The organism is Mariniplasma anaerobium (genome assembly GCF_016865445.1).
Classification (GTDB): domain Bacteria; phylum Bacillota_I; class Bacilli_A; order Acholeplasmatales; family Acholeplasmataceae; genus Mariniplasma; species Mariniplasma anaerobium.
Window position 1 is genome coordinate 1,161,616 of record NZ_AP024412.1, and the last position, 25,707, is coordinate 1,187,322.

The 25,707-nt window shown below is 29.6% G+C and carries 21 protein-coding genes and 1 tRNA gene; 6 read left to right on the forward strand and 16 right to left on the reverse strand.

What is annotated here, in order from left to right:
* Positions 1-51: 51 nt before the first annotated feature.
* On the forward strand, positions 52-1,260 hold the full coding sequence (fabV, locus tag MPAN_RS05535) for an enoyl-ACP reductase FabV (protein ID WP_176240134.1): 1,209 nt from the start codon (positions 52-54) through the stop codon (positions 1,258-1,260).
* Between the two features lie 156 nt (positions 1,261-1,416).
* Here the strand turns inward: fabV and MPAN_RS05540 are convergent, their stop codons facing one another.
* The 4 genes from MPAN_RS05540 to MPAN_RS05555 form a co-directional block, all read right to left on the reverse strand.
* Positions 1,417-2,766, reverse strand: a complete 1,350-nt coding sequence (locus MPAN_RS05540) for a transposase (RefSeq protein WP_231756733.1) — start codon at positions 2,764-2,766, stop codon at positions 1,417-1,419.
* Positions 2,767-3,040: 274 nt separating this feature from the next.
* Positions 3,041-4,561, reverse strand: coding sequence for a glycoside hydrolase family 13 protein (locus MPAN_RS05545; protein ID WP_176238972.1), 1,521 nt, complete (start codon positions 4,559-4,561; stop codon positions 3,041-3,043).
* Positions 4,562-4,661: 100 nt separating this feature from the next.
* A complete protein-coding gene (locus MPAN_RS05550) occupies positions 4,662-5,918 on the reverse strand; it encodes a helix-turn-helix transcriptional regulator (protein WP_176238971.1) in 1,257 nt (418 codons plus the stop codon).
* Between the two features lie 172 nt (positions 5,919-6,090).
* A complete protein-coding gene (locus MPAN_RS05555; protein WP_176238970.1) occupies positions 6,091-6,432 on the reverse strand; it encodes a DsrE family protein in 342 nt (113 codons plus the stop codon).
* Between the two features lie 184 nt (positions 6,433-6,616).
* On the opposite strand from MPAN_RS05555, the gene MPAN_RS05560 reads away from it, so the two are divergent.
* Together MPAN_RS05560 and MPAN_RS05565 are read left to right on the forward strand one after the other, a co-directional pair.
* Complete coding sequence (locus MPAN_RS05560; RefSeq protein ID WP_176238969.1) at positions 6,617-8,767, forward strand: efflux RND transporter permease subunit; 2,151 nt, start codon at positions 6,617-6,619, stop codon at positions 8,765-8,767.
* On the forward strand, positions 8,760-9,383 hold the full coding sequence (locus MPAN_RS05565) for a TetR/AcrR family transcriptional regulator (protein ID WP_176238968.1): 624 nt from the start codon (positions 8,760-8,762) through the stop codon (positions 9,381-9,383). Before MPAN_RS05560 ends, MPAN_RS05565 begins: the two co-directional genes overlap by 8 nt.
* 76 nt (positions 9,384-9,459) lie before the next feature.
* Here MPAN_RS05565 and MPAN_RS05570 read toward each other — a convergent pair whose 3' ends face one another.
* From MPAN_RS05570 to MPAN_RS05595, 6 genes are all read right to left on the reverse strand, one after another.
* Entirely contained in the window at positions 9,460-10,062 is a 603-nt protein-coding gene (locus MPAN_RS05570) for a hypothetical protein (RefSeq protein WP_176238967.1), read from the reverse strand.
* A gap of 165 nt (positions 10,063-10,227) precedes the next feature.
* Positions 10,228-10,314: transfer RNA gene (locus MPAN_RS05575), tRNA-Leu, on the reverse strand.
* Positions 10,315-10,382: 68 nt separating this feature from the next.
* Positions 10,383-12,053 (reverse strand): arginine--tRNA ligase, encoded by a 1,671-nt coding sequence (gene argS, locus MPAN_RS05580; protein WP_176238966.1) that lies wholly within the window; start codon positions 12,051-12,053, stop codon positions 10,383-10,385.
* A 46-nt stretch (positions 12,054-12,099) separates the two neighbouring features.
* Positions 12,100-12,666, reverse strand: a complete 567-nt coding sequence (locus MPAN_RS05585) for a thioredoxin family protein (protein WP_176238965.1) — start codon at positions 12,664-12,666, stop codon at positions 12,100-12,102.
* A 97-nt stretch (positions 12,667-12,763) separates the two neighbouring features.
* Positions 12,764-14,053, reverse strand: a complete 1,290-nt coding sequence (purB, locus tag MPAN_RS05590; RefSeq protein ID WP_176238964.1) for an adenylosuccinate lyase — start codon at positions 14,051-14,053, stop codon at positions 12,764-12,766.
* Between the two features lie 11 nt (positions 14,054-14,064).
* Positions 14,065-15,330 carry an adenylosuccinate synthase gene (locus MPAN_RS05595; RefSeq protein WP_176238963.1) on the reverse strand — a complete coding sequence of 422 codons (1,266 nt, stop codon included), beginning with the start codon at positions 15,328-15,330 and terminating at the stop codon, positions 14,065-14,067.
* 143 nt (positions 15,331-15,473) lie between these two features.
* Between MPAN_RS05595 and MPAN_RS05600 the strand changes: the two genes are divergently transcribed.
* The gene (locus MPAN_RS05600; RefSeq protein ID WP_176238962.1) at positions 15,474-16,898 is read left to right on the forward strand and encodes a glycogen synthase; all 1,425 of its coding nucleotides are present in this window, start codon (positions 15,474-15,476) and stop codon (positions 16,896-16,898) included.
* A 42-nt stretch (positions 16,899-16,940) separates the two neighbouring features.
* On the opposite strand, the gene MPAN_RS05605 is transcribed toward MPAN_RS05600, so the two are convergent.
* On the reverse strand, positions 16,941-17,831 hold the full coding sequence (locus MPAN_RS05605) for a deoxyribonuclease IV (protein WP_176238961.1): 891 nt from the start codon (positions 17,829-17,831) through the stop codon (positions 16,941-16,943).
* A complete protein-coding gene (locus MPAN_RS05610; protein ID WP_176238960.1) occupies positions 17,815-19,056 on the reverse strand; it encodes a DEAD/DEAH box helicase in 1,242 nt (413 codons plus the stop codon). Before MPAN_RS05610 ends, MPAN_RS05605 begins: the two co-directional genes overlap by 17 nt.
* A gap of 86 nt (positions 19,057-19,142) precedes the next feature.
* Between MPAN_RS05610 and ispH the strand changes: the two genes are divergently transcribed.
* Positions 19,143-20,072 carry a 4-hydroxy-3-methylbut-2-enyl diphosphate reductase gene (gene ispH, locus MPAN_RS05615; RefSeq protein WP_176238959.1) on the forward strand — a complete coding sequence of 310 codons (930 nt, stop codon included), beginning with the start codon at positions 19,143-19,145 and terminating at the stop codon, positions 20,070-20,072.
* 9 nt (positions 20,073-20,081) lie between these two features.
* On the opposite strand, the gene MPAN_RS05620 is transcribed toward ispH, so the two are convergent.
* Positions 20,082-21,212 (reverse strand): Y-family DNA polymerase, encoded by a 1,131-nt coding sequence (locus MPAN_RS05620; protein WP_176238958.1) that lies wholly within the window; start codon positions 21,210-21,212, stop codon positions 20,082-20,084.
* 67 nt (positions 21,213-21,279) lie between these two features.
* Between MPAN_RS05620 and MPAN_RS05625 the strand changes: the two genes are divergently transcribed.
* Positions 21,280-21,441, forward strand: a complete 162-nt coding sequence (locus tag MPAN_RS05625; protein WP_176238957.1) for a hypothetical protein — start codon at positions 21,280-21,282, stop codon at positions 21,439-21,441.
* Between the two features lie 54 nt (positions 21,442-21,495).
* Here the strand turns inward: MPAN_RS05625 and recN are convergent, their stop codons facing one another.
* From recN to dxs, 3 genes are read right to left on the reverse strand one after another with little or no spacing between them, the layout of a single operon-like run.
* Positions 21,496-23,145 (reverse strand): DNA repair protein RecN, encoded by a 1,650-nt coding sequence (gene recN, locus MPAN_RS05630; RefSeq protein WP_176238956.1) that lies wholly within the window; start codon positions 23,143-23,145, stop codon positions 21,496-21,498.
* Positions 23,142-23,882: a TlyA family RNA methyltransferase gene (locus MPAN_RS05635; RefSeq protein ID WP_176238955.1), complete on the reverse strand. Its 741-nt coding sequence runs from the start codon at positions 23,880-23,882 to the stop codon at positions 23,142-23,144. Before MPAN_RS05635 ends, recN begins: the two co-directional genes overlap by 4 nt.
* A complete protein-coding gene (dxs, locus tag MPAN_RS05640) occupies positions 23,879-25,705 on the reverse strand; it encodes a 1-deoxy-D-xylulose-5-phosphate synthase (protein WP_176238954.1) in 1,827 nt (608 codons plus the stop codon). The genes MPAN_RS05635 and dxs overlap by 4 nt, the downstream gene beginning before the upstream one ends.
* Between the last annotated feature and the right edge of the window lie 2 nt (positions 25,706-25,707).

A 25,707-nucleotide genomic window follows, 5' to 3' on the forward strand; every position in this document is an offset into this window, starting at 1 on the left:
ATTAAATTGTCATACATGTTATACTAATAAAAAATACTAAGGAGTTTTACAATGCTTATTAATCCAAGTCTTAGAAGTAATTTCTTTACAAACGCTCATCCTATCGGGATTAAAAAAAATATGGAAAACTTAATTAAAGAAGTTAAAACTTACCCTTCATTTAAAGGACCTAAAAATGTCTTAATTTTAGGTGGTTCTTCTGGTTATGGACTAGCCTCAAGAATCAGTTTAGCTTTTGGCTCAAATTCAAACACCATTAATGTTTCTTTTGAAAGAGCAGCAAGATCTAATCAAAGTGGTTCTGCTGGATATTGGAACAATGTCTTTTTTAGATATTTTACCAAAGATAGTCAGCAAAAACATATGGATTTCAATGGTGATGCCTATAGCCTTGAGATGAAACAACAAGTTCTAGCTTATGTTAAAGAAAATTTTGGAACACTTGATTTAATCATTTATTCACTTGCCTCAGGTAGACGAAACAATCCTGAAACAGGACATATTGTCAATTCATATATAAAACCTTTAGGTAAAACAGCTGTTGGAAAAACACTTGATATTGCAAATATGGAAGTTGTTGAATTAAGCATTGAACCAGCAAGCGAGCAAGAAACTAAAGATACAGTATATGTCATGGGTGGTAGTGATTGGAAAGATTGGATTGATTTCTTTGATCAAAATGAAGCTTTATCAAAAAACTTTAAAACTATTTCTTATACATACATTGGCGGTAAAAACACAGATGAAATATATCGAAGTGGTACTTTAGGCAAAGCTAAAGAAGACTTAGAGCTAGCAGCATATCAAATGAATCCTATATTAAAAGAAAAATATCAAGGAGAAGCCTTGATATCATCTAGTAAATCAGTTGTTTCAAAAGCAGGTGTATTCATTCCGCAAATGCCTATCTATGTGGCTTGTTTATTTGATGTTATGAAAGCTCACGAAGTTCATGAAACGACCTTAGAACATAAATATAGACTCTTTAAAGATATGGTCTATGGACACAAGCGCATCCTTGATGAAAAAGGTAGACTTCGCTTAGATCATAGAGAAATGCAAGATGAAATCCAAGATGAAACACAAAAGCTTATGAACTCACTTGATGATCAAGCTATTCTAGAGCTAAATGGAACAAAAGAGTTCTTAAAAGAATTCTATCAAATCAATGGATTTGATATGGATGGTGTTGATTATGAAAAAGATGTAGATTTAGATCAATTAATTAAGACCTATAAACCTGATAATTATATTTTTTAATTAAAAAAAACTATATCTTCAAGATATAGTTTTCAGACTGTAGACAAAAGGACTTTTCAAAAACGAGTTTTCGTTATGAATCGTCCTTTTTTTGTTTTTTGTGGATAAATATAAAAAAAAGATCTCTATTTGCTCGATATCAATAATAAAGTAAAGCTATGTCCACATTAATGCGGCTAACTTTTTCAAATTATACATACTAAAAATCATGAAGCTTCGATCTTCATTCTTTTGACGTCCCCTTAAATAGGTAACACCTAGACAGTGATTCATCTTTGAAATCCCAAAAACTCTTTCAACTGATGATTTTCTTTTGGGATAAAGCTCCCTTCCAATCTCTGAGAGTCTCGTTTCTTTGATTAAAGGATTTACATACTCTAATTGATGTCTTGTTAAACTTCTTGTTTTTTGATTTGTACACTGTGCTTTAAATGGGCATTCTATACAATCTTTAACACGTGTCTTGTATTCACGGTATCCTAGTTTATTGGTTCCTCTGTAAGTTAGTATCTTTTCATTAGGACATATATAATAGTCATGCATTTCAATATAATCAAATCTATTCTTTGTAAGGTGCCGTTCTCCATTTAGACCTATAGAACCATCTTTTCCTTTAGGCCGTTTATATGGCAATACAGGTAGGACTTTTCGCTTATATATTTCATTAAGAAGAATTGGATTATCATATCCAGAGTCCATGACTGCCACTTTAACTTCCTTATGGGTATCTAGATAGTTAACTACTGTATCTAATCCTGTTATACTATCATGAAGGTTTCCTGCAAACATCTCAGAGGATAAAACCCAACCGTTCTCATCGCTGATCACTTGATTGCTGTAGGCTAATTGTCGCTCTTTTTCACCTTTATGAAACATCCCGCAATCTGGATCAGTTAAACTGATGATTGCTTTCTTTGGGCTATCATAATCAATGATTTTCTTACCTTCTTTTAGTCTAAGTTCATTAATTTCTTCATGGAGCTGTTTAACATATTTATGTGTTGAATCATTGATTAAGATATCATTAACACGTCTTTTATTGGCATATGCTTTAATATGTGTTGAATCGACAAAGATGTTATCCATCTTGACTAACTTTAAGTTCATTGCTTGATATAAAATGGTGTTGAAAATTTCTTCAAATATATCTGTGTCTTTAAATCGTCTAACGTAATTTTTTCCAAATGTTGAGAAATGAGGAATGTCATCGGAAAAATCATATCCTAAAAACCAACGATATGCAACGTTTACTTCGATTTCTTCAATCGTACGTCTCATCGAACGAATGTTAAATAAATATTGAATAAAGACAATTTTAAATAAAACGACTGGATCAATTGAAGGTCTGCCCATATCATCTGAATATAAATGCTCGACAATATCATAGATAAAATCAAACTGCATCACTTTATCCACCTTGCGGACTAAATGATTTTGTGGGACAAGTGAATCAATATCAACGACTTGTAGATTCTTGGTGTTGTTTTTTTGATCTCTATTTAACATATATAAGCACCACCTTATACATATATTTTACCACTTACCTATATATTTATATATAGGTAAAAGTGATTTTTTAGAGACATAAAAAAAGAGGAGGACTCAGAACGCCTTTTAGAACCTTAATAGCTCACGCGTTTTTAAGCAGTCTAAGCCGCACATTTTAAACTGGTCCTCACATTTGTATTTTATCACTTTTGTAAAAAAAATACCATATCCGAAGATATGATACTTTGTCTACAGCCTGAAAACTATATCTTCAAGATATAGTTTTATTTTTTTATACACGCTTATAAGCAGTATAGCTTTCTACTACTTTTGTATTAGGTTTTACAACTACAAAAGCCTTTGGTTTCAATGACACCTTGATAAAGCCTGCCCAAAAATCAATGATTTTGCCATCACCTAAAATGATATCAAAATTAGAAAAGTTCATGATTTTAGAATCCGCTATTAAAATATCTTCTATGACTTCTTTGTCTGTTGGATTCATAAATACTAAAACCGTATCATCAACGTTATCTGTTTTTCTTTCAAATGCAATAATTTTTTCAGCCCTAGTTGAGATAAAATCTCCTATTTTTAATGCTCTTTGATTTTGATGCATATGAATTAAGGATTTAGTCCATCGATATGTTTCATTTGAGTCATTGACCATATCCCATCGCATAGGTGCTCTTGATAGTGGTTCATTGCCACCTTCCATACCAAGTTCTGTGCCATAATAAACATTAGGTGAACCCGGTAAAGTAAATTGCAACACTTGTGCTAATTTACGATCTTTATCATCTTTGATTTGATCTGTTAATCTTGCTGTATCATGGTTATCTAGAATCAACCAAGATTTTAGCAACCCTTCCATATTAGAATCAGTAATCATTTGATCTAAATACGTGTTAGCTTGTTTTGGTGATAAATCACCATTGATTGCTCTTTTAGTTAATTCTCTAAAAGTAAAATTCATAACTCCATCAATTGAATCTAACCAATCCTTAGGGTAATTCCAAATTTCACCAACTACTAAACTACCCTTTTTTTCATCATGAGCATTTTCAGTTAACTCAGATAAAAACTTATAACCAATATCAAATGCAACATCTAATCTCCATCCATCAATTCCATTTCTTAAATAACTTCTAATCACTGAATCTTTTGCACGATATAAATAATCTCTTACTTTTTCGTTTTCTAAATTCCATTCAGGCATGCTAGGTACATCAGCCCATAGTCTAACACCATGAGGATATTTTTCATTAAAGTCAAACCAATCATGTTTATCACTTTTTGGATCTTGAGCTTCTATGTATATAGGATTGTTAATCCCTACATGATTAAAAACTCCATCTAAAATGATTTTCATGTCTTCTTGATGTAGTCTGTCACATAGTTCTTTTAAGTCTTCTGCTGTGCCATATTCTTTTGAAATCTTCATATAATCAGAGGCATCATACTTGTGATTAGAAAGAGATTCAGGAATTGGATTTAAATAAAGAACATCTACACCTAAATCTTTAATATATTTTAGTTTTGAAATAACACTCTTTAAATCTCCACCCCAATATTCTAATTCATGTTCCCAATATTTTACATCTTTATTAAAAGGACCTGGCTTAGGAGTTTCATCCCAAGCTTTTAATACTTTAGGATATTTGTATAAATCTTTTTTAATCTCTAGGTTTTCACTTGGCGCAAATCGATCAACTAATATTTGATATACGATTGCTCCATTTCTGAAATCTTTTTCTCTTTTCGAAAACTTTTTGACTTCTTTTTCTACTCTATTTTTATAAAGATTACTCATAAAATCACCTCAACCATATTATAGCATAATAAAAAGGCACATTGTTGTGCCTTTTTTATGCCATGCTTGTTTATGTGAATTGTGATTATTTTAATAATAGTTAATCATAATAAATCGTTTGTTTATAGACAAACCCATAATCATCACTCGCATATACATCAAATGTATCACCAACAAAAACCTGTAAGGTGTTCACATATGTATAAAGATGTAAAAATTGATCTTCTTTAATACTATTGATTTTAATATATGCATAAATTGTATCCGCTTCTATCTGGTGATCTAGTTTTAAATCCAAGTGATCATCATATGTAGAAGTTTCTATGAGTGTATTATTTTGATCATATTCAAAAATATCAATTGTTTCAAAAGAACTTACAGGATTTAAAGTGATATTTATAGTTAACTCATAACTATGGACATTAAAGTAATCATCAGAGTAATTATGCTCTCCTTTATAATAATAAGTTTGAATACTAGGTTTAGTTATTGTTTGCACATAATTGATGCCTGATTCATAGATTAGACCAATTCTTATACTATTATCTAGTTTCAAACTATCATAATATAAATTAAAACTTATATTTTTTTCATTGTCTTCTTCACTATACATTGATGTTGAATCCGTAAAAGAAAAATTCGTATTAAAATCTATATCTTCTTCATAATAATATCTAATGCCTTGCAAATCAAACGGCAAGTCTTCTATTGATGAATATTCTACTCCATCCGAGACAATTATGACACCTAAAAAATTATCTTCGACAACAGTATCTAAAACTTTAATTTCTTTTATCTTTTTAGATGTAATTTCTTTATCAAAAAATACTTCAATTGTATCATTGATTTTCAACTCATCTATATCTATTAGCGCTTGTGTAACTCTAGAGGTTATAGTAACATCATTAAATTCATCAGAGTTCAAGATGTATACAGTGTTACCTCTATCTGAAATCTCAATTTTTGTATGACTATTATCAAGGCTAGTAATGACTGCTTGAAAAGAATATATTTTTTCTTCGTTTGCTTTTCCAATTGCAATTATCATGCTAGTTAGTGATATGACCATCAAAATCATTGATATAGATAAAAAGATATACGTATTTCTTTTGTTTTTAGTTGTTTTATTTGCTGTATCCAATGTAAAAGTTCTTAACACATCATTATCTAGTAAATCTTCAATTTTACACTCATATATTCCAGCAAGTTTTTCTATAGAATGAATATCAGGAATTGTTTTGCCTTGTTCCCATCTAGATATGCATTGTCTAGTAACAAACAAATGATCTGCAACTTCTTGCTGAGTGTATCCAGATTTATTTCTTAATGATTTTAGATTTTCATGTAAATTATTCATTTTCCCACCTCACAAATTATTATACAACAACCCCTTAAAATATAGTAATTATATTTAGAAACAATTTGTTGCTATAGATAAATGACATAAAAAAATGAGAATTCCATTAGTGTAAAAATACACTTAGAATTCTTGTTTTTTTTAGTAGATAATAAAACACCATAATTATTATTTATATTGTAATTAATTTATGATCACCTTTAATTAATTCAGTTAATGGAATACCCTTATACTCTAACTTGATACCCATAGCTTCTAACTCTTTGTCTACACCTAATTCTTGAGCACAGTGTAAGCATCCACTTACGTTAACACCTATTGCCATTGCTTCTTTTACTAATTCTTGTATTCTCTTGTTTTCTATAATTAATTTTGCAGGTGAACCCCAAACAATAATATTCACTTGATCAAACCAACCTCTTTTTTGTGCATTGATTGTATATAATAACAAAAAGTGTTCTGAAGTTATTGGATCTCCATTAGTCCATAAAACATTAAGTTCATTTTTATTCATTTTCATCTCTCCTCTCTGATCTTGCTTATATCATATCACAGCAAAGTTTTAAAAAGTTATTTTAACGCATAAACATTCATACAAGAACAAAAAAACAATCTTTAATTATAAAAATATCTCATTTCTATTGACAAATTGACACCCTGTCATTTATAATGCTTGTATTGCAACTAAAGGAGATCATATGAAAGCATACATCAATTTAATATTTAAGAAACAATTATTATTTAAAATAATCTTAGCAATCACGATTATCATGTCAATCGCTGGTATTGTTCAACTAAAGCTAAACACTAATTTCTCTAGTTTCTCACCTGATGAATCTATTTATCAAGATCGATTAGATGAAACAACACAAATTTTTGGAGAATTAAACCAATTAATGGTTATTGTAGAAGTTGATACAATCAATCGCACTACATTAGATGACATGAATAGCTTACAAAATGAATTATCAGCTATCAGTGACATTAGTTTCATTCAAGGTGCAGCACCAAATGAATTAATGATAAATGGATCTGCTGTAGAATTTGGAGACATCCCTTCTGAAACAGTCATTTCGTATTATGAAAAGTTTGAAGATTTTTCACCTATTAAAATTAATGAGGATACAAATTATTTTGTTTTTACACTATTTATTAGTTCAGATTTCACTAATGCAAGCATCAAAGATATTGAAAATACATTAGAGGATATTTCATATACTTCTTATATTTCTGGTGATTCTTACAATCAATTAAAGATTACTGATTATATTATTAGAATTTTACTTATACTTCCACCACTTGCTTTACTTGTGATTTTTCTAGTGTTTAGATCACAAATGGGAGCAATCAAACCTACGATTTTAAGTCTTTTGCCTGCAGGCATTGGTTCATTGTGGACATTTGGTCTCATCGGATGGATTGGAAATGAAGTTTCAATTTTGACAGCTGTTGTCCCAATATTTATTATCGTTATAGGGAGTGCAGATGGACTTCATTTCATGAGCCACTATCAAGATGACAAAGCTCAAGGCATGGATGACAAATCAGCTTTATTAAGCACTTTAAAGTTAGTTGGTATCCCAATGGTTGTGACTACATTAACTTCGATTGCAGGATTTTTATCATTGTTATCAATGAATACATCTAGTATCAAAGATTTAAGTATATATTCAGCTGTTGGTATCTTACTTGCAGGACTTGCTACTTGGTATGTCCTACCACTTATCCTTTCTCATGGTTTAAATGTCTCAAGAAAAAGAAATCCTCGTTATAAATTAAATCTTTCACAAGGATTAAAAAAACTTTCAGGTATACCAAGTTTAATTATTGTATTGGTCATTATCATTGTTACTGCTTTTTCATTTAGTCATATTAATAATGAATTTAATATGCTAATGCTATATAAAGATTCAACCATAGTTGCACAGAATGCTGCAAAAGTTTCAGAAGTTAATGGTGGCAGTATACCAGTTTATGTCTCTATAAAAACTGATGGTGATGTAATCACACTAGATGCACTTCATGAAGTATCAGTTGTTGTAGATCAACTCAACACATTAGATGAAGTCAATAAAGTTGTTAATCCATTTGAACTGATTCAAATCATCTATGAAAATCAGTTTAATGGTGATATTCCTAATGATATCGTTTTAAATAATATTTATATGACTTTATCAAGCGACCCAAATAGTACAATTAACGATTTAATCTCTCTTGATTCTAATGTTGTTCGTTTATTAGTGTTTCCTGCTGATTTAGAAAATAATACTCTAGATGTCATTGAAACATCCGTTGATGAATTAAATTTGGATACGAATGTGACTGGTGTGCAATATTTAATGAAAGATCTAAATGATTCGATTTCACAAATGCAAATCAATAGTATTATATTAGCTTTAAGTATTGTCATCGTGATGTTAGTTATTACGTTAAAAAGTTTTAAAGTTGCTTTATTCAGCATGATTCCTATTATCATCACAGTGATTAGCTTATATGGGTTTTTAGGATTAAGTGGCATACCACTAAACATAACAACTGTTATTATATTCAGCATCACCATAGGTGTAGGAATTGATTACGCAGTGCATTTCAGTAGTTTGTACAAATACTATTTAAAAGATAATAGTAATGACCAAGCAATTGAAAAGGCATATCATAGTTCTTCTCGTCCTATTATCACCAATGCATTTGGGATTTCCTTAGGATTTAGTATCCTAATGTTTTCTCCACTCACAATTCATTTTAATGTATCTGTCTTAATGTGGGTTAGTATGGTTGTAAGTGTATTATTAACTTTAACACTTCTTCCATATATATTTCATATAACAAGGAGGAAACATCATGCCTAAAGATATGTTTTTTAATATTCCTGAAGAAAAAAGACAAATGTTTGTTCAAGTAGCTGTTGAAGAATTTTCAACAAAGTCATTTGAAGAAGTTAGTGTTAACTCTATTATTAAAAAAGCAAATATTTCAAGAGGTTCTTTTTATACATATTTTGATAATCTAGAGGAACTCCTTCACTATATTATGCAACCTGTTAAAGATGAACGCATTAAACATATTAAGGATTTTTTAGATGAGTCAAATTCTAATTTTTTTGAATTTGTAAGAAAACTATTTTTATATGACTATGATAAATATAATCAAAATGGAACACATTCTTTATTTAAAAATTATATACACTTTATACAAGTCGTTAAAAAAGGTAGTCTTAAGGATAATTTGATTAAAGATTTTCTTGGGACTTTAAGTGATCCTGATTTTTTAAAATTGAAAAATGTACTAGCAAAACCACTTGAATTAAGCGAAGATGAATTCTTTGATCTAATAGAAGTATCTCTTATATTAATGGTAAATACATTTATTAAATCTGAAAATGAACATTTGAATAAACGTGAAACTATCTCAATTTTTAATCATAGAATCACTCAATTAGAATTTGGAGTAAGAAAAAGAAGTTAACTATGAAAAAGTGATCTAAAAAGATCACTTTTTTTATTGTATTTAAAAAAATAATAGTGTAATACGCATCCATTCATTAATCAAACTGACGTTGCGAAAATTGTATCTTTTCACCATTTTTTATAAAATAGATGATTGCAGCATTATCATGTGTTGTTTCAAAACTTACTATTTCTCCATCAATATTATTCTCATCCATAAATGTTTCATAAAATCTGATAAATATAACACCGTTATCAAAATCAAATGCTGAGAAATCTACTGATATCTCATATTCATTGTTATATTTAACTTTACTAAAAATCCATTTTCCTGGATCACATTTATAATCATCAGATAACAACTCATCACCTGTTATGTTTTGTTCATATAAAATGATTCCATTTTCTGGTTCTATATTTGATGCACTTCCATCAATTACATAAACAACTAACTTATGACTTATAATGATATAATCGTCAACATTGTATTGATAGTCATGACCATAACTAATATCGATATTGACCATATTATTCAAATCATATTTCTTATGATCCAAGCTTATTTGCGCATATCCTGGCCATGTACTACCATCTCCTGTAGAAGTTCCAAGATTAACTCCTTTAATTTCATTAAAAACAAGTAATCCAAAAAAAATAAGAATTGCACCGATAATTATAATTTTAAAATATCTTCTCATATCGTATCCCCTATTTTGTATTATATGCGTAATTATACCATAATTTATTTTAAAAAAAATACCTTGATAATTGATATCTACTTAATGATTTTTTTTAAATGTTAGATAAGATTATAAAAATTAAAAATCCATCTCGAATTAGAGATGGACTTCACATGTTTTGTATGGTCCCCGCGGCCGGGCTCGAACCAGCACGAGCTTTCGCCCACCAGATTTTGAGTCTGGCACGTCTACCAATTTCATCACGCGGGGTTTATATAAGTCTGCTCAAAGAAGCAAACTTATGATAACACGAACATATATAATTTTCAATATATAATCTACATTTCTTTTAAAGATTTAATGCCTAACAATCTTAAAGACTCATTAATAATAATTTGGATTGATCTTGCAAATAATAAATTTGCTTGTAAAACACTTATATCTTCTACAATAATTCGCTCTTTTCCATAAAAACTATTAAATGCTTGAGCTAGACTCATGACATATTTAGATATAACACTTGGTGAGCTCGTATCTTTTGCTCTATGCAAGATATTTGGAAATTGTGCGAGTGACTTAACAATTTCAAAATAATGATCTTGTTTATACACATCAGCATTAACTTGATCAATATCGATGTCATAACCTTTAACGATTGATTCAATTCTTACACTACTATATTGTAGATAAGGACCTGTTTGACCTTCAAATTTAAGCATATTTTCTAAATCAAAATCTACATCTAAATGCTTATCATTTTTTAAATCATTATAGATGATCGCTCCAATAGCAACTGCTTTTGCAACTTCATCTTGATTCTTTAAGTTAGGATTTTTACTCATAATAGCGTCTTTTGCTAATACAATCGCTTGATCAATAACTTCTTCTAAACGTTTGAATTTGCCACCTCTTGTTGACATTTTTTTACCATCAACTAAAACGAGGCCAAAATTGATATGTTCAATATCAAAATTATATCCTAATAAATCTGTTAATTTTTTTAATTGTTTGAAATGAAGTTGTTGCTCGTTTCCTACAACATATAACAGCTTAGTTGCGCCATATGTGCGATAACGATATAAAATTGCAGCTAAGTCTCTTGTGATATAAAGAGTTGCTCCATCGCTACGTTTGATTAGTGCTGGTGGCATATCATCACCAAGATCAACAATAGTTGCTCCATCATCTACTTTTAATAAATGCTTTTGTTCTAATTCTTCAACAGCAGCATCCATTTTATCATTATAAAAACTTTCGCCTGTAAAATAATCAAATGAAACATTTAATAAATCATACATTTGCATAAATTCTTTCATTGATTCTTCTTTAAACCATTGCCAAAGTTCTGTATATACTTCATCATGATCTTCTAGTTTCTTAAATACATCTCTAGCTTGTTGTTCTAAAGTATCATCATTTTTTTCTTCATCATGAAATTTAACATATAGTTTTTGCATCTCTGCAATTGGATTTTTTTGAACATCTTCTTTTTTGCCCCATTTTTGATAAGCAACAATCATTTTACCAAATTGAGTTCCCCAATCACCTAAATGATTGACTGCAACTGTTTTGTATCCTAATTTTTTATAAATTAATTGAATAGAATTTCCTATCATCGTTGATCTCAAATGTCCAACACCAAAACTTTTAGCGATATTTGGTGATGAATAATCCATGACAACAGATTGTTTGTCTTCTAATAGTTGATCTCCATAATGATTTTGTTTTTCAAAAATATTATGTAAAATTTGTTCTGATAGATTTTTACGTTCTAAATAGATATTTAAAAAACCATTCATAAATTCTATACGCTCTACATGCTCAACTAAAACATCATCTTTGATTTTGTCAAAAACAAGTTTAGGATTCATCTTCCACTCTTTAGAAAGATTAAATAAAGGAATAGCTATATCTGCAAATCCTCTTTTAGGTTCTTCTACAATGACTTGTGTTAGATTGTATTTAGATTCAATTTTTTGTTTAATTTCTTGTTTGATAAGTTCTATCATATTTTTTCTTCTTCCTTGTTAAAAAAAAGCACTTATGTGCTTTTAATTATTCAGCTAATAAATCAATTACATCTTCGTAGAAATCTCTTACACTACGATTTAGTAGTTGAGAATCTTCTGCACTTACAACTTCAAATTGATATAAGATTTCGCCATCTTGAAATACGATTAATTGTGGAGTTGTTTCTTTAACGCCTTCATAATCTAAAACAAAATCCTCAAATTGATCTAAATCCTCTGATGGATTAAGATAGTAGATTGTGTCTACATATTGATCCATTTCTAAAGATTCATAGTATTTTTGAAAAGCTCCTATATGAGCTTGACAAGATGTACAATCTGGAGAGCCAATATAAACAAATACTAACGCTTCATCTTCAATGATACTTTTTAAACCTTTTTTAAATAAAGTTGATTTATAATTAACTTCATAAAATGGATGGTCTTCAGTTAAATCATTTGTTGAATATGGTGAATACGCATTATAAATGCTTTCTCTATTTGTTGGTTGTAAAATAATAATTAATGCAACTATTAAGACAAAAAAGCCAACAATTGCTGTAATTGTTATTGGATGAACCTTAGGTTTTACCTTTGTATATTTGTCTGCCATTTCATGTCCTCCTAAATTTCGACTATTACGATTATAGCATAAAATTGTGTGTTTATCAACGATATTATGCCTATTTTAGTGATTATGTAACTAATTTTCAATTAAAGATTTTGTTAAAGATATAATCCGTGTGTTTCAGGTATTGTTTTGGGTTAAATATAGGATTTAACTCATCTATTTTTATCGCTTGATTAATCTCTTGATGGCTTAAAATCAATTCTTTAAATGATATTTGTTCATTCATTGCTTGATATGCTAATTTTTGAATAATATCATATGCATATGTTCTATCAAATCCTTTATCAATTAAAAGATTTAAGACATGTTGTGCATAATTTGCGCCATAAGATAAATTGATGTTTTCTAACATCTTATTTTCATACACAATAAGCTTGCTTAAGGTGTTTGTATATCTATTGAGCATATAATCAATTAAAGTTGTAGAATCAACTAGAATAATTCGCTCAACAGAGGAATGCGAGATATCTCTTTCATGCCATAGGGCAATATTTTCTAAAGCTGGAATTGTATATCCTCTTAAGATTCTTGATAATCCTGTAATGTTTTCACTACTGATTGGATTTTTTTTATGTGGCATTGCAGATGAACCTTTTTGATTGATATCAAAAAATTCACTGACTTCATGAACTTCACTTCTTGATAGATGTCTAATTTCAACTGCCATTTTTTCTAATTGACTGCCTATGATTGCGATTTGTAAAACATATTTGGCATGACGATCACGCTGAAGAGTTTGTGTTGATATATATGCAGGTGTCAATCCTAATTTCTTACTCGCTATTTTTTCTATCTCAGGGTTATTAGCCGCATAATTGCCAACAGCACCACTAAATTTAGATGCTTCAACAAGCTTAGAAGCCTCTACAAAGCCTTGGTAAAGTCTTTTGAAGTCTTCATACCATAATGCGAATTTTAATCCAAAACTAGTAACTTCTGCATGCATGCCATGGGTTCTACCCATAATCGGTGTATCTTTATATAGATATGCTTTTTCTTTAAGAACTTCCATTAAAGCTTTCATATCTTTTTTGATCAATTTATTTGCTTTTTTTAATAACACTCCATGTGCACTATCTACAACATCTGTTGAAGTTAATCCATAATGAAAATACTTTTTTTCTTCTCCTAATGAATTAGATACAGCTTTTGTGAAAGCTACCACGTCATGTTTTGTTTGTTTTTCAATGTCTAGTATATCTTTTAACTTATAATTTGCATTGCTTATTTTCTCATAAGTATCCAAATCAAAAAGACCTAGTTGTTGCCATGCATAGCTTGCTGCAAGTTCAACTTTCAAATATGCATCAAATTTTGATTTGTCACTCCAGATTTTCTTCATCTCAGCTCTTTGGTAACGCTCAATCATCTTTTTTCCTCCTAAAAGATATCTTTAACACAAATTGTTTGCAATCTATCAGGACCTACTGAAAAAATTGCGATATCAACTTTGACTAACTTACTTAATGTTTTTAAATATATTTGTGCGTTTTCTGGTAGGTCTTCAAAAGATTTCACTTGTGTGATATCTTCTTGCCATCCATTTAATGTGATGTAATTTGGAATACATCTATTAAAATCATCAATGTCGGCAGGTACATAATCAATGGTTTGTCCATCTAAATCATAGGATACTGCTATTTGTAATTCATCAATACCTGATAAGACATCAAGTAAAGTAACTGCTAAATAACTCAGGCCACTAACTCTTTTTGAATGACGAAGAACAACGGTATCAAGCCAACCAATGCGTCTTGGTCTTCCTGTTGTTGTACCAAACTCATTTCCTTTAATTCGTATCTTATTTCCTAATTCACTTTTTATCTCCGTTGGCATAAACCCCTCACCAACTCTTGTAGAATAGGCTTTTGTAACACCTAGTGCACCATCTAATAACCATGGAGCAATCCCAGCGTTAACTGGTACAGATGCTGCAGTTGGTGATGATGATGTCACATATGGATATGTGCCTTGATCAAGACAAAGCATCACACCTTGTGCACCTTCAAATAAAATTTTCTTATCTTGTTCTATAAACTCATTTAATAAATATGATGTGTCAATTACATAGGGTCTCATCAAGTCTGCGTATGTTTTATATTCATTAAATACTTCATCAAAATTAAGTTCAGGAAATCCTAGTGAAATAAGTTCTTTGTTTTTTAATATCATTAAATGTTTCAATTCATCATGAAATTTCTTTTCTTGTATGAAACTTGAAACTCTAATACCAATTCTAGCACTTTTATCTGAGTATGCTGGACCAATACCTTTATGGGTTGTACCAATCTTAACATCTTTTTTTATGGTTTCATATGCTTTATCTAATTCTATGTGATATGGCATAACCACATGTGCCCGATCCGATATATAAAGGCTAAATTGATCAACTTTTGCAATTTCAGCTGCAAAAGCTTTAGGATTTATAACCATCCCATTTGCCATAACATTTTCTATTTTTGGATTTAGGATACCTGATGGCAATAAATGTAGGCTATATTTTTTATCATCAAAAACGACTGTATGCCCTGCATTATTTCCACCTTGATATCTAACAACTACGTCTGCTTTTTGTGCTAGATAATCTGTTATCTTTCCTTTACCTTCGTCACCCCATTGAGTACCTACAACAACTAGTCTTTTCATAAAAATCCCCTTTATGTTTTTTGCTACATTTTTATTATAACATTAAACAATATGAAGCACTCAAAAAAATCCTATGATTTATATAAAAATACTGGGTTGTTTATTATCATCTTCTAAAGTATAATTGTTTTAGGTGATAAAACATGAAAATATTATTTTGCAGTGGCGAAGCACATCCTTTCTCTAAATCAGGAGGACTTGCAGATGTATCTTACGCACTCTCAAAAGCATTACAAAAAAAGGGACATGAAGTTAAAATCATAACCCCACTATATCAAAGTCTAATATCAAAAAAAGATACATTTGAAAATATAGGCCAAGCCAAGATCAAAGTTGGTAGTCAGTCTGAAACTGCTACATTTTATAAAACAACTTATGATGGGCTTTCTTATATATTTGTTGATCATGAAAAGTTTTTCAATAAGTCTCGTTATTATGGATACTCTGATGATGCACTAAGATTTACTTTTTTCAATTTAGCTATCTTAGAGTATATAAAACTTACTAAAAACTATCCTGATATCATTCATGCTAATGACTGGCAAACAAGTTTAGTTCCATTTTTCTTAGATGTCTTTTATAGACGCATAGATCAATCATTTAAAAACATAAAAACATTATTATCAATTCATAATCTAGAAAAACAAGGCGCATTCCCAATGGATATAGAAGCGCTCTTTAATCATAAAAATTTCACTTATATACATATGAATCAAGTGAACTTCTTAAAATGTGGTATTATGCGTGCTAATGCGATTAACACTGTATCAGAAAATTATAAAGATGAGATCTTAACAAGATTTTATGGGTTTTCTTTAGATGGTCCACTAAAATCTAGACAACATGATTTATACGGCATTCTAAATGGATTTGATGATGAATTGTACAATCCTAAAAATAATGAAAATATTTATCAAGGATATGATGAAGAAACACATACGATTGGCAAAAAAATTAATCGTAAAGAACTCATAAAAACTTTAAAATTAACTCCAGGATTAAATATCCCAATCGTTTCATTTATCCATCGTTTTGCTAGACAAAAAGGATTGGATATTATGATGGAAGTACTAGAAGATTATTTAAAAATCGGAGCATTTTATTTTATAGCAATCGGTTCTGGTGATGCTTTATATGAATCATATTTTATGAAACTTCAAAAGAAATATCCTGAATTTGTTTATTATAACGAAGGCTTTGATGTTAATTTAGAGCAAAAAGTTTATGCTGCATCAGATTTATTTATGCTACCTAGTTTATTTGAACCATGTGGGTTAAATCATATGGTCGCGATGAAATATGGTGCACTTCCAATTGTTAGAGAAACTGGTGGATTAAAAGATACAGTAACTCCTTACAATAAGTTTAGTGGTATTGGTGTAGGATTTACATTCAAAAATTATAATAAATCAGAGTTTGTAGAAGCAATTGACCAAGCTTTAAACTTGTATCATGAAGATAAAGAAGCTTTTAATTCAATGGTTCGTCAGGCGATGCATATTAAATATTCAGTGTCAAAAATGGCTTCTCAATATGAAGAACTATATAATAAAATATTAAATTCTTAGTCATAAAGAAAAAGCACAAATCAATTAAGATTTGTGCTTTTCTTATGATTTTTCTTCAATTTTTTCTTTTAAATTTGGATCAAACTTTTTATCTCTTATCATTTGGATTTCTTCCAAATATGGTGCATTTTTTTCTATATAGGGTGTTTCTAATATTTTTGGAATATCTAAGAAATCTTTATGATAAACAACTTTCATAAGTGCATCATATCCAATATGACCAAAGCCAATATTTTCATGTCTATCTTTACTTGCACCTTTTTCATTTTTTGAATCATTAATATGAAATACTGATATATATGATGCGCCGACAACTTTGTCAAAATGTTTAATAACACTATCAAAATCATTTTTTACATCATATCCAGCATCATGCGTATGACAAGTGTCAAAACATACACTAACTCTATCTTTATGATCAATGAGATCAATAATTTCTTTTAATTCTTCAAATGTTTTACCAACTTCATTACCTTTACCAGCCATTGTCTCTAAAGCAATTTTCACTTTTAAATCTTTTGTGTTTTCAATCACTTCATTCAAACCTTCAGAAATCCATTTGATGGCTTGAGGTCTATCTTTTCCAACAGCACTTCCAGGATGTAATACGATTTGATCTGCATGCATATATGCAGTTCTTTTAATTTCTTCAGTTAAGAATGAAACTGCAAATGCTCTTTTTTCTTCACTAGGATTTGCTAGATTCATAATATATGGTGCATGAACAACAACATTGTGTGGATCAAAACCTATCTCTTGCATATACGTAAGTGCTTCTTGGACTTTTAAAAGACTAGTATCTTTTCTTCTTGTATTTTGTGGTGCACCTGTATAAACCATTAATGCATTTGCTTTATAACTAGCTGCTTCTTGAACTGAAGCTAAAAACATATCGTCACCAGACATGGATACATGACTACCGATTTTTACCATATAGTTCATTCCTCCTAGCTTGTTTTTTTGCTGTTTGTACTTCTATTTTGTTCTTCTTTTTATAGTTAGGTTTAACTCTACCTGGTTTTTTAATAGATTTGATAGCTTGTTTTTCAGCATCAGAAATCGTTTTTGCTTTACGTTGTTTTTTAATGAGTCCTTCATTTGTAATGATATACTCTTTAAAATCAACAAGTTTTCTAAGTTTTTCTACTTTTCTATGATCATATACACTTAAGAAAGTGATTACTTTACCAGAACTATGCATTCTACCTGTTCTACCACTTCTATGCATAAAGAATTCTAAATGATGTGGGAGATCAAAGTGAATCACATGTGATATTTCAAAATCAAGCCCTCTTGCTCCAAGATCTGATGTAACAACATATTGATATCTATGTGCTTTAATTTCTTCTATGACTTGTTTTCTTCTTTTGACACCTAAGCTTGATTTAAAACTAATAACATTTAATCCCATTTCATGCAATGCTTCATAAACTATATCTTGATTTTCTTTTTTACTAACGAAAATAAAACATGTAAATGGATTAATATTTGCAATTACTTTTTTCAAACTTTCTAGTCTATCTTGATATTTGATATTGATTAGTTGATATTCAATATCTAAATCATGATCTTTTGTTGTATCTATTAAATCATATTGTCCAAAATAAGATTGAATAAAAGGTTGCATTTGACTTGTTATAGTCGCAGAAAAAAGCATAATTTTTGCTTGAAGTAACATAGGTAGAACTTGATCGATAAAGCTCATGAAATCTTCGTCAAACATCATATCTGCTTCATCTAGTACAAAATACTTAGTTTTCTTAAATTTCAAGACTTGTTCATCAATCGCAAATAATTTTAATCTATTTGGCGTTGCAATAACAATGTGTGGTTGTGCTTTTTTTAACCAACTTATTTCTCTTTGTTTGTCACTACCACCATAATAAGCTTTTACAATAAATCGATCATCAATTTCCAATAACATTTGATGAACTTGAATAACAAGTTCATTAGTTGGAACGATAATGATTGCTTGAATTTCTTGTTGTTCAAGATTTAATCTTTCTAAAATAGGTAGTAAATAAGCATGCGTTTTACCCGTACCTGTTGGAGCGAGTCCAACTAAGTGTTTTTTATGATCGATATGACTAAAAACACCATCTTGAATGGGTGTCGTTGTTTCATATCCTAATTGTTTAAGTTTTTCTTTTATATACATATAATCACCATTAATAATTATAACATAATTATGTAAAATCTCCTGTTTTAAAACAAATATACGTTATAATATAAATGGTGATGAAAATGAAAGTAATTGAATTAACACCAAGAGGCTATTGCCATGGTGTTTTAAATGCAATGGCTATGGTTAAAAAAGTAGTTAAAACCCCTTCTTATCCACGGCCAATATATATATTAGGACAAATTGTTCACAATCAAAAAATAACAGATGCCTTTAAAGAATATGGTGTCATTTCTCTAGATCAAAAAGGCAAAACAAGAGTTGAGATGCTTGATGAAATTAATGAAGGAACAGTTATTTTTACAGCGCATGGTATTAGTAGAAAAGCCATTGATAAAGCCAAAGAAAAAGGATTGACTTATCTTAATGCAACTTGTAGAGATGTATTAAAAGTTCATCATGCTGTTGAAAAAAAATTAGCAGAAGGATATAAAGTCATCTATATAGGGCATCGTAATCATCCTGAACCAGAAGCTGTTTTGGATATTGATTCATCTATTTTATTTGTTGAAAATGAAAAAGATGCACTTTTACTACCTAATGACTTAGTCAATGAGAAAGTTTTTGTAACTAATCAAACAACTTTATCTTTATACGATATTGAATCAGTTTTAAAAATTATTGAATCAAAATATCCAGACTATGTTTTTGATAATGAAATTTGTAACGCAACTTTAGTTAGACAACAAGCTGTTATGGATCAAGAAGTTGTTGATTTAATGTTAGTTGTTGGCGACACTTTAAGTTCTAATTCAAATAAACTAGCTCAAGTATCTAAAAAAGCAAAATCAATACCTTCTCACTTAATAGCTGGTATAGAAGATATCAATCTTGATTGGCTTTCTGATATTAGTTCAGTAAGTGTAACTTCTGGAGCATCTACACCTACAAAAGTCACTGAAGAAGTCATAGCATTTTTAAAACAATATAAAAAAGATGATCCCAATACATGGCATCATCAAACTCAATTAAAAGAACAGGACGTTTTATAACGTCCTTTTTTAATGCTTTTTAAATAGCTTTTCTTCTCTTTTTGTAAATTCTTGATAGTTAAATAACGTAATATCAATTTTCAAATCCTTTTTTTGCAAGATTTGTGATAAAGATACTCCAGCTAGACGTATAGGCTGATTTTCATAATGCTTTTCAAATAAATTTAAGATATGATCATGAATAATATCATAATCATCGGTATAGTCATCAAAAGTTATAGATCGAGTTATTGTATTAAAATCAGTATCTCTTAATCTAATACCTACTGTTCTACAAACTAATTCATCTTTAACTAATCTTTGGTAAGATGTTTTAAGTTGATCTACGATTATTTCAAATACTGCATCAAACTCATCCATCGGATAATTAAACGTTGTTTCATTACTAATTGATTTAGCAATCCCATATTTATCTGGATCAATGATATCACTACTCTTACCTAAAATATGCTCTAAATAATTTTGATATGATTGCTCACTCATAATTGTTAATATTTTATCTTTATGACTTTCTTTAGTGAAGTCTCCAATTGTCATAATCCCTAAATCCATAAGTCTTGGATAGGTTTTCTTTCCTATGCCAAACATATCTTTAATTGGAAGATTAAATAGTTTATTGACAATGTCTTTTTTTCTTAAAACAGTAATGCCCATTGGTTTTTGCATATCAGATGCCATTTTAGCAAGAAATAATGTTGGCGCAATCCCAATTGAACAGGGTAGTTTATGTTTTTCATAAAGACCTTGTTGTATCTCCTTTGCAAGTTCCAAAGGATGTTTAGTTTTTGAAGCCTCAGTCATATCCACATATGCTTCATCAATGGATCCAGGTAGCATTAAATCTGAATAGGTTTTTAAATATTCAAAAAATATATGAGAGTATTTTCTATACAATTTAAACTCAATAGGAACAACAACCAATTTAGGATAAAGTCTAAAAGCATCATTCATATTCATTGCAGAATGGATGCCATGTTTTCTAGCTAAATAGTTAGATGTTGAGACAACGCCTCTTCTGGAAGTTGACGACCCACCGACGACAAACACTTTATCTTTTAGATATGGCTCTTTAATAACTGCACAACTACAAAAAAAGGCATTTAAATCGATATGAAATATGATTTTAACGTTGTTTTTCATTAAATGACTTCCTTTCAATGCGTTTTTATAGTATAATAACAATGATTGAATAAACGAGGTGAAATTTATGGCAAAACACGAAGTAAAATCAACTAAAACCACAAAAAATCATTACCACAATCCGACAGAGCAATGGTGGGGAAAATTTGTTGTTTGGTTACTACTTTTAGGTATGGTTGGAGCAATCATTATTGGTTTCATTATTGCAGTCATTAGTGGAAACGGATAACAGATTAAATAGTTATAAGAATATAGGTGATGATTCACCTTTTTTCTTTATCTACTAATGATTTAACAACATTTTGGCTTGTTCAATAGCAAAATGACTTAATTTTTCATCACTTAACATAAGAGCAATCATTTCAATGCGTTCATTCATATCAAGTCTATTGATATGCGTAACCATTCTTTGGTTCTCTTTTATTTTATGGATACCGTAATGATGATCTGCTTTTGCAGCTACCTGAGGTAGATGAGTAATGACAATTAATTGCATATTTTTTGATAAATCTTTCATCTTTTGTGCAACTTTTGCTGCTGTACGTCCACTAATTCCAATATCGATTTCATCTAAGACTAACATAGAAAGACGATTTGCTTTTGCATAGACGCTTTTTAATGCAAACATAAATCTTGCACGCTCGCCACCACTTGCAACTTTTGCTAATGGCTTGACTGGTTCGCCTTCATTTAAAGAAATCATGAATTCAACTTGATCTAATCCCGATTCTAATAATTGAGTTTCAAGTTTATCAATTGGATCAAAGATAATATCAAAAATAGATTTGTCTAAATCTAAATCTTTTAATTCTTCTATCATTTCACTTGCTAATTTTTTAGCAAGTTTTTTTCTTAAATTACTTAACTTTAATCCAACTTCAAATGCTTTATCAAAGGCATCATCAACTTCTTTTTGTGCTTCTTTTAAATATTGATCAAAATCTGTAATCATTAAAAGTTCTTTTTTTATTTCATGTGTATAATCAATTAAATCATTGATATCTTTTTGATATTTCTGTTCAATTTTTTCTAAATCATAATGTCTTTGTTGCATGAAATTAAAATGCTCTTGATCAAAGTCTAAATTTTCTATTTGTTGATATAAAATTGATTTAACATCATCAATTTCATAATAACTAGAAGATAGTCTATCAAACATATCATGATATGCTTGATCGATGTCCTTTATTTTTTCTAATGAAAGGGCTGCTTCATAAATATGATCAATTTGATGTGCTTCACCATCCAGATACTCATATGCTTCATGAAATTGATTCATTATTTTATCATAGTTTTTTAGTTTATTTAATTCTTCTTCTAAATTTTGTTTTTCATCAGGTATAAGTTGGTAAGCATCAAGTTCTTTAATTTGATATTCTAAAAAAGACTGTTTTTCTACAGACTCTTGTTTTTTATTTTTTAATTTTGTAAATTCACTTTTCTTATCAATATAATTGCTTCTTTTAATTAAATAAGCATTTAATATCTCATCAATTTTATGTTGATCTACTTGGTCGATAAAACTTAAGTAATAACTCTTATCAAATAATGTCATAGAATCATTTTGTTGATGAATATCACCTAAAGTTAACATAATTTCTCTAAGCTTATTTAAGGTGACTGTTTCATCATTGATTTTCATTTGATGGCGACCACTTGCATCTACATCACGTCTAACAGTGATAAATTGATTGAGTCCAAGAAGTTCTTGTTGATATGTAGTTAATTCGAATTCTCCGATAACTACAGCTTTTTGTTCGCCATATCGAATCATCGTTTGATCACTTCTTTTACCAAACAATAAATGAAGCGATTCTAAAATAATGGTTTTCCCAGCACCAGTTTCACCTGTAAGTGCTGTAAGCCCATCATCAAAAGTGATTTCAAGATCTTCAATTAACGCAAAATGACTAACTTTTAATGATCTTATCATAAAACTTCTCCAATCATCTCTTTAAAATCTTTATGGCTATATTTGCTACCATCTATATGCAAAACATATTCTTGATTACCTTTTTTGCCTTTAATATGGGCTTTTTTTAAGTTAATGATGTGATATCCCATCTGATCAATTTCAAAAATTACATGATTTAAAATGTTTTTATACATTTTTTTATCTTTAATAACACCTTTAAAATGATTATGCCCTGCCTCAAATTGTGGTTTTATTAAGGCAACCATTTCCTTGTCAAAACCTTTTAAGTGATTTAGAATAGGTAAAATTGACGTAAATGATACATCAATTAAACATACATCTACCTTTGGTACATCTACATCCAATATATTTGTTTGTTCAAATAGTTTAATACGTTTATCTTTTTTGAGCTCAATATCCATTTGATCAGTTCCCACATCATATGCGTAAACTAATGATGCTCCTTGTTTTAAAGAACACTCTGTAAATCCACCAGTAGATGAGCCTATGTCCATGACTATTTTACCATCGAGCTTCATATCAAATTCGATAAGAGCATGATGCAACTTTTCCCCTGCACGGCTAACGAAATGTGCTTTTTCAATACATTTTATCAAATCAGTGTCATTTACTTGATATCCTGGCTTAAAAATTTCTTTGTCATTAACTAAAACAAGACCACGTTTTATATAATCCGTGGCCTGAGATCTAGATTTTACAAGTTCTTTTGAAACCATATATTGATCAAGTCTCACTTCATCAAATCCTTTATATGTTTAATAATGGAATCTTTATCCATATGACATTTCTTTAATACATCTTGGTAATGTCCATGTTCAACAACCATATCTGTAATAGACATTTCTACTATTTTATGTTTAAGTTCATGTTTTGCCATATATTTTAATATCATTGGATATAATCCACCAATATTAGATGCTTCTTCATAAACAAGAACTTTAACATCTTTACTCAATATATCTTTTAACATATGTTCATCAATTGGTTTAATAAATCTTGCATTAATGATTGTAGCATCAATACCTGATTGATCAGCTGCATCTTTTAATAAATCCAAACTTGGACCATACCCAATTAATACAAGTGGATCAATGCCTTTTTTAAAATATGTCCATACTGGTTTTATAGTGTTAAATTTAATGTCTTCTTTTATATCATGTGAAACTCTACCTCTTGGATATCTAATAACAAATGGATGACTTTGATTCACAAAACCATAATATAATAAATCAAATGCTTCTTGTGCATCATAAGGCATCGTAATTACAAAATTAGGCATTAATCCAAACATAGATACATCAAATAAACCTTGATGTGTTGATCCATCTTCACCAACAATACCTGCTCTATCAATACCAAATACTACGTGATGATTTGATCGAGCAATATCATTTAATATTTGATCAAATGCTCGTTGACTAAATGTGGCATAAAGTGGATAGAATACTGGCACACCTTGATGTGCCATCATGGCAGCCATGGTTGCTCCATGTTCTTCTGCTATACCAATATCAAAATATCGATTTGGATATTTCTTTTCAAAATTATCCATCTTAGTTCCAACTGTCATTGCAGGCATAATAACAAATGTTTCTTTAAATGTTTGTAGTTGATCTAATCCAGCAGCAATACACTGACTCCATGTAATACCTTCTTTAACTTTATGAGAGACTTTAGAGACTCCATGATACGTCCCAATACTGTCGTTTTCCGCATCCTTATGCCCTTTTCCTTTATCTGTGATAATATGAAGGACAACACTTTTTTTAATTTTAGAAATGCGTTTTAAGTTATAAATTAAACCTTTTAAATCATGCCCATCAATTGGACCAATATACATATATCCTAGATCTTCAAATATGTTTTTTCTTTGTAATAAAGTTCTAACACTTCTTTTTATTCTAGATAATATTCTTAATATAATATCAGGCAATATACGTTGCCATATTCTTTTAGATTTAATAACAACTTTGTTACTTCTAAATCTTATGAGTGCTTTTGATAAAGAACCAACACTTTTTGATATACTCATTTGATTATCATTTAAAATGATAATCCCTCTTTTATTAGGATCATTACCCAACAAATTAAGTGCTTCTACGCTCATACCATTCATGATGGATGCATCTCCAATAACGGCTATACCTTCACCATCTTCATTTTTCATCATTTTTGCATATAAAAGACCATATAGTGCAGACATCGCAGTTCCTGCATGTCCACTTTCCCACATGTCATGTATTGACTCTTTATAATTGATATATCCAGATAACCCATCAGTTTGTCTTAAACTTTCAAACTCTTTTGCTCTACCAGTTAATATTTTATGCGTATATGCTTGATGACCCACGTCAAAAATAATTGCGTCTTTTGGACTATTAAATACATAGTGCAACGCAATAATTAATTCGACTGTTCCTAAATTGGAGCTTAGATGACCACCTGTTTTTTTTAATGATTCAATCAAAAAAGATCTAATATCTTCACTTAAGTCTTCTAATTCAGTAAGACTTAAGTTTTTTAAAAAAGTAGGATCTTTGATGTCAAAAAGATTCATTT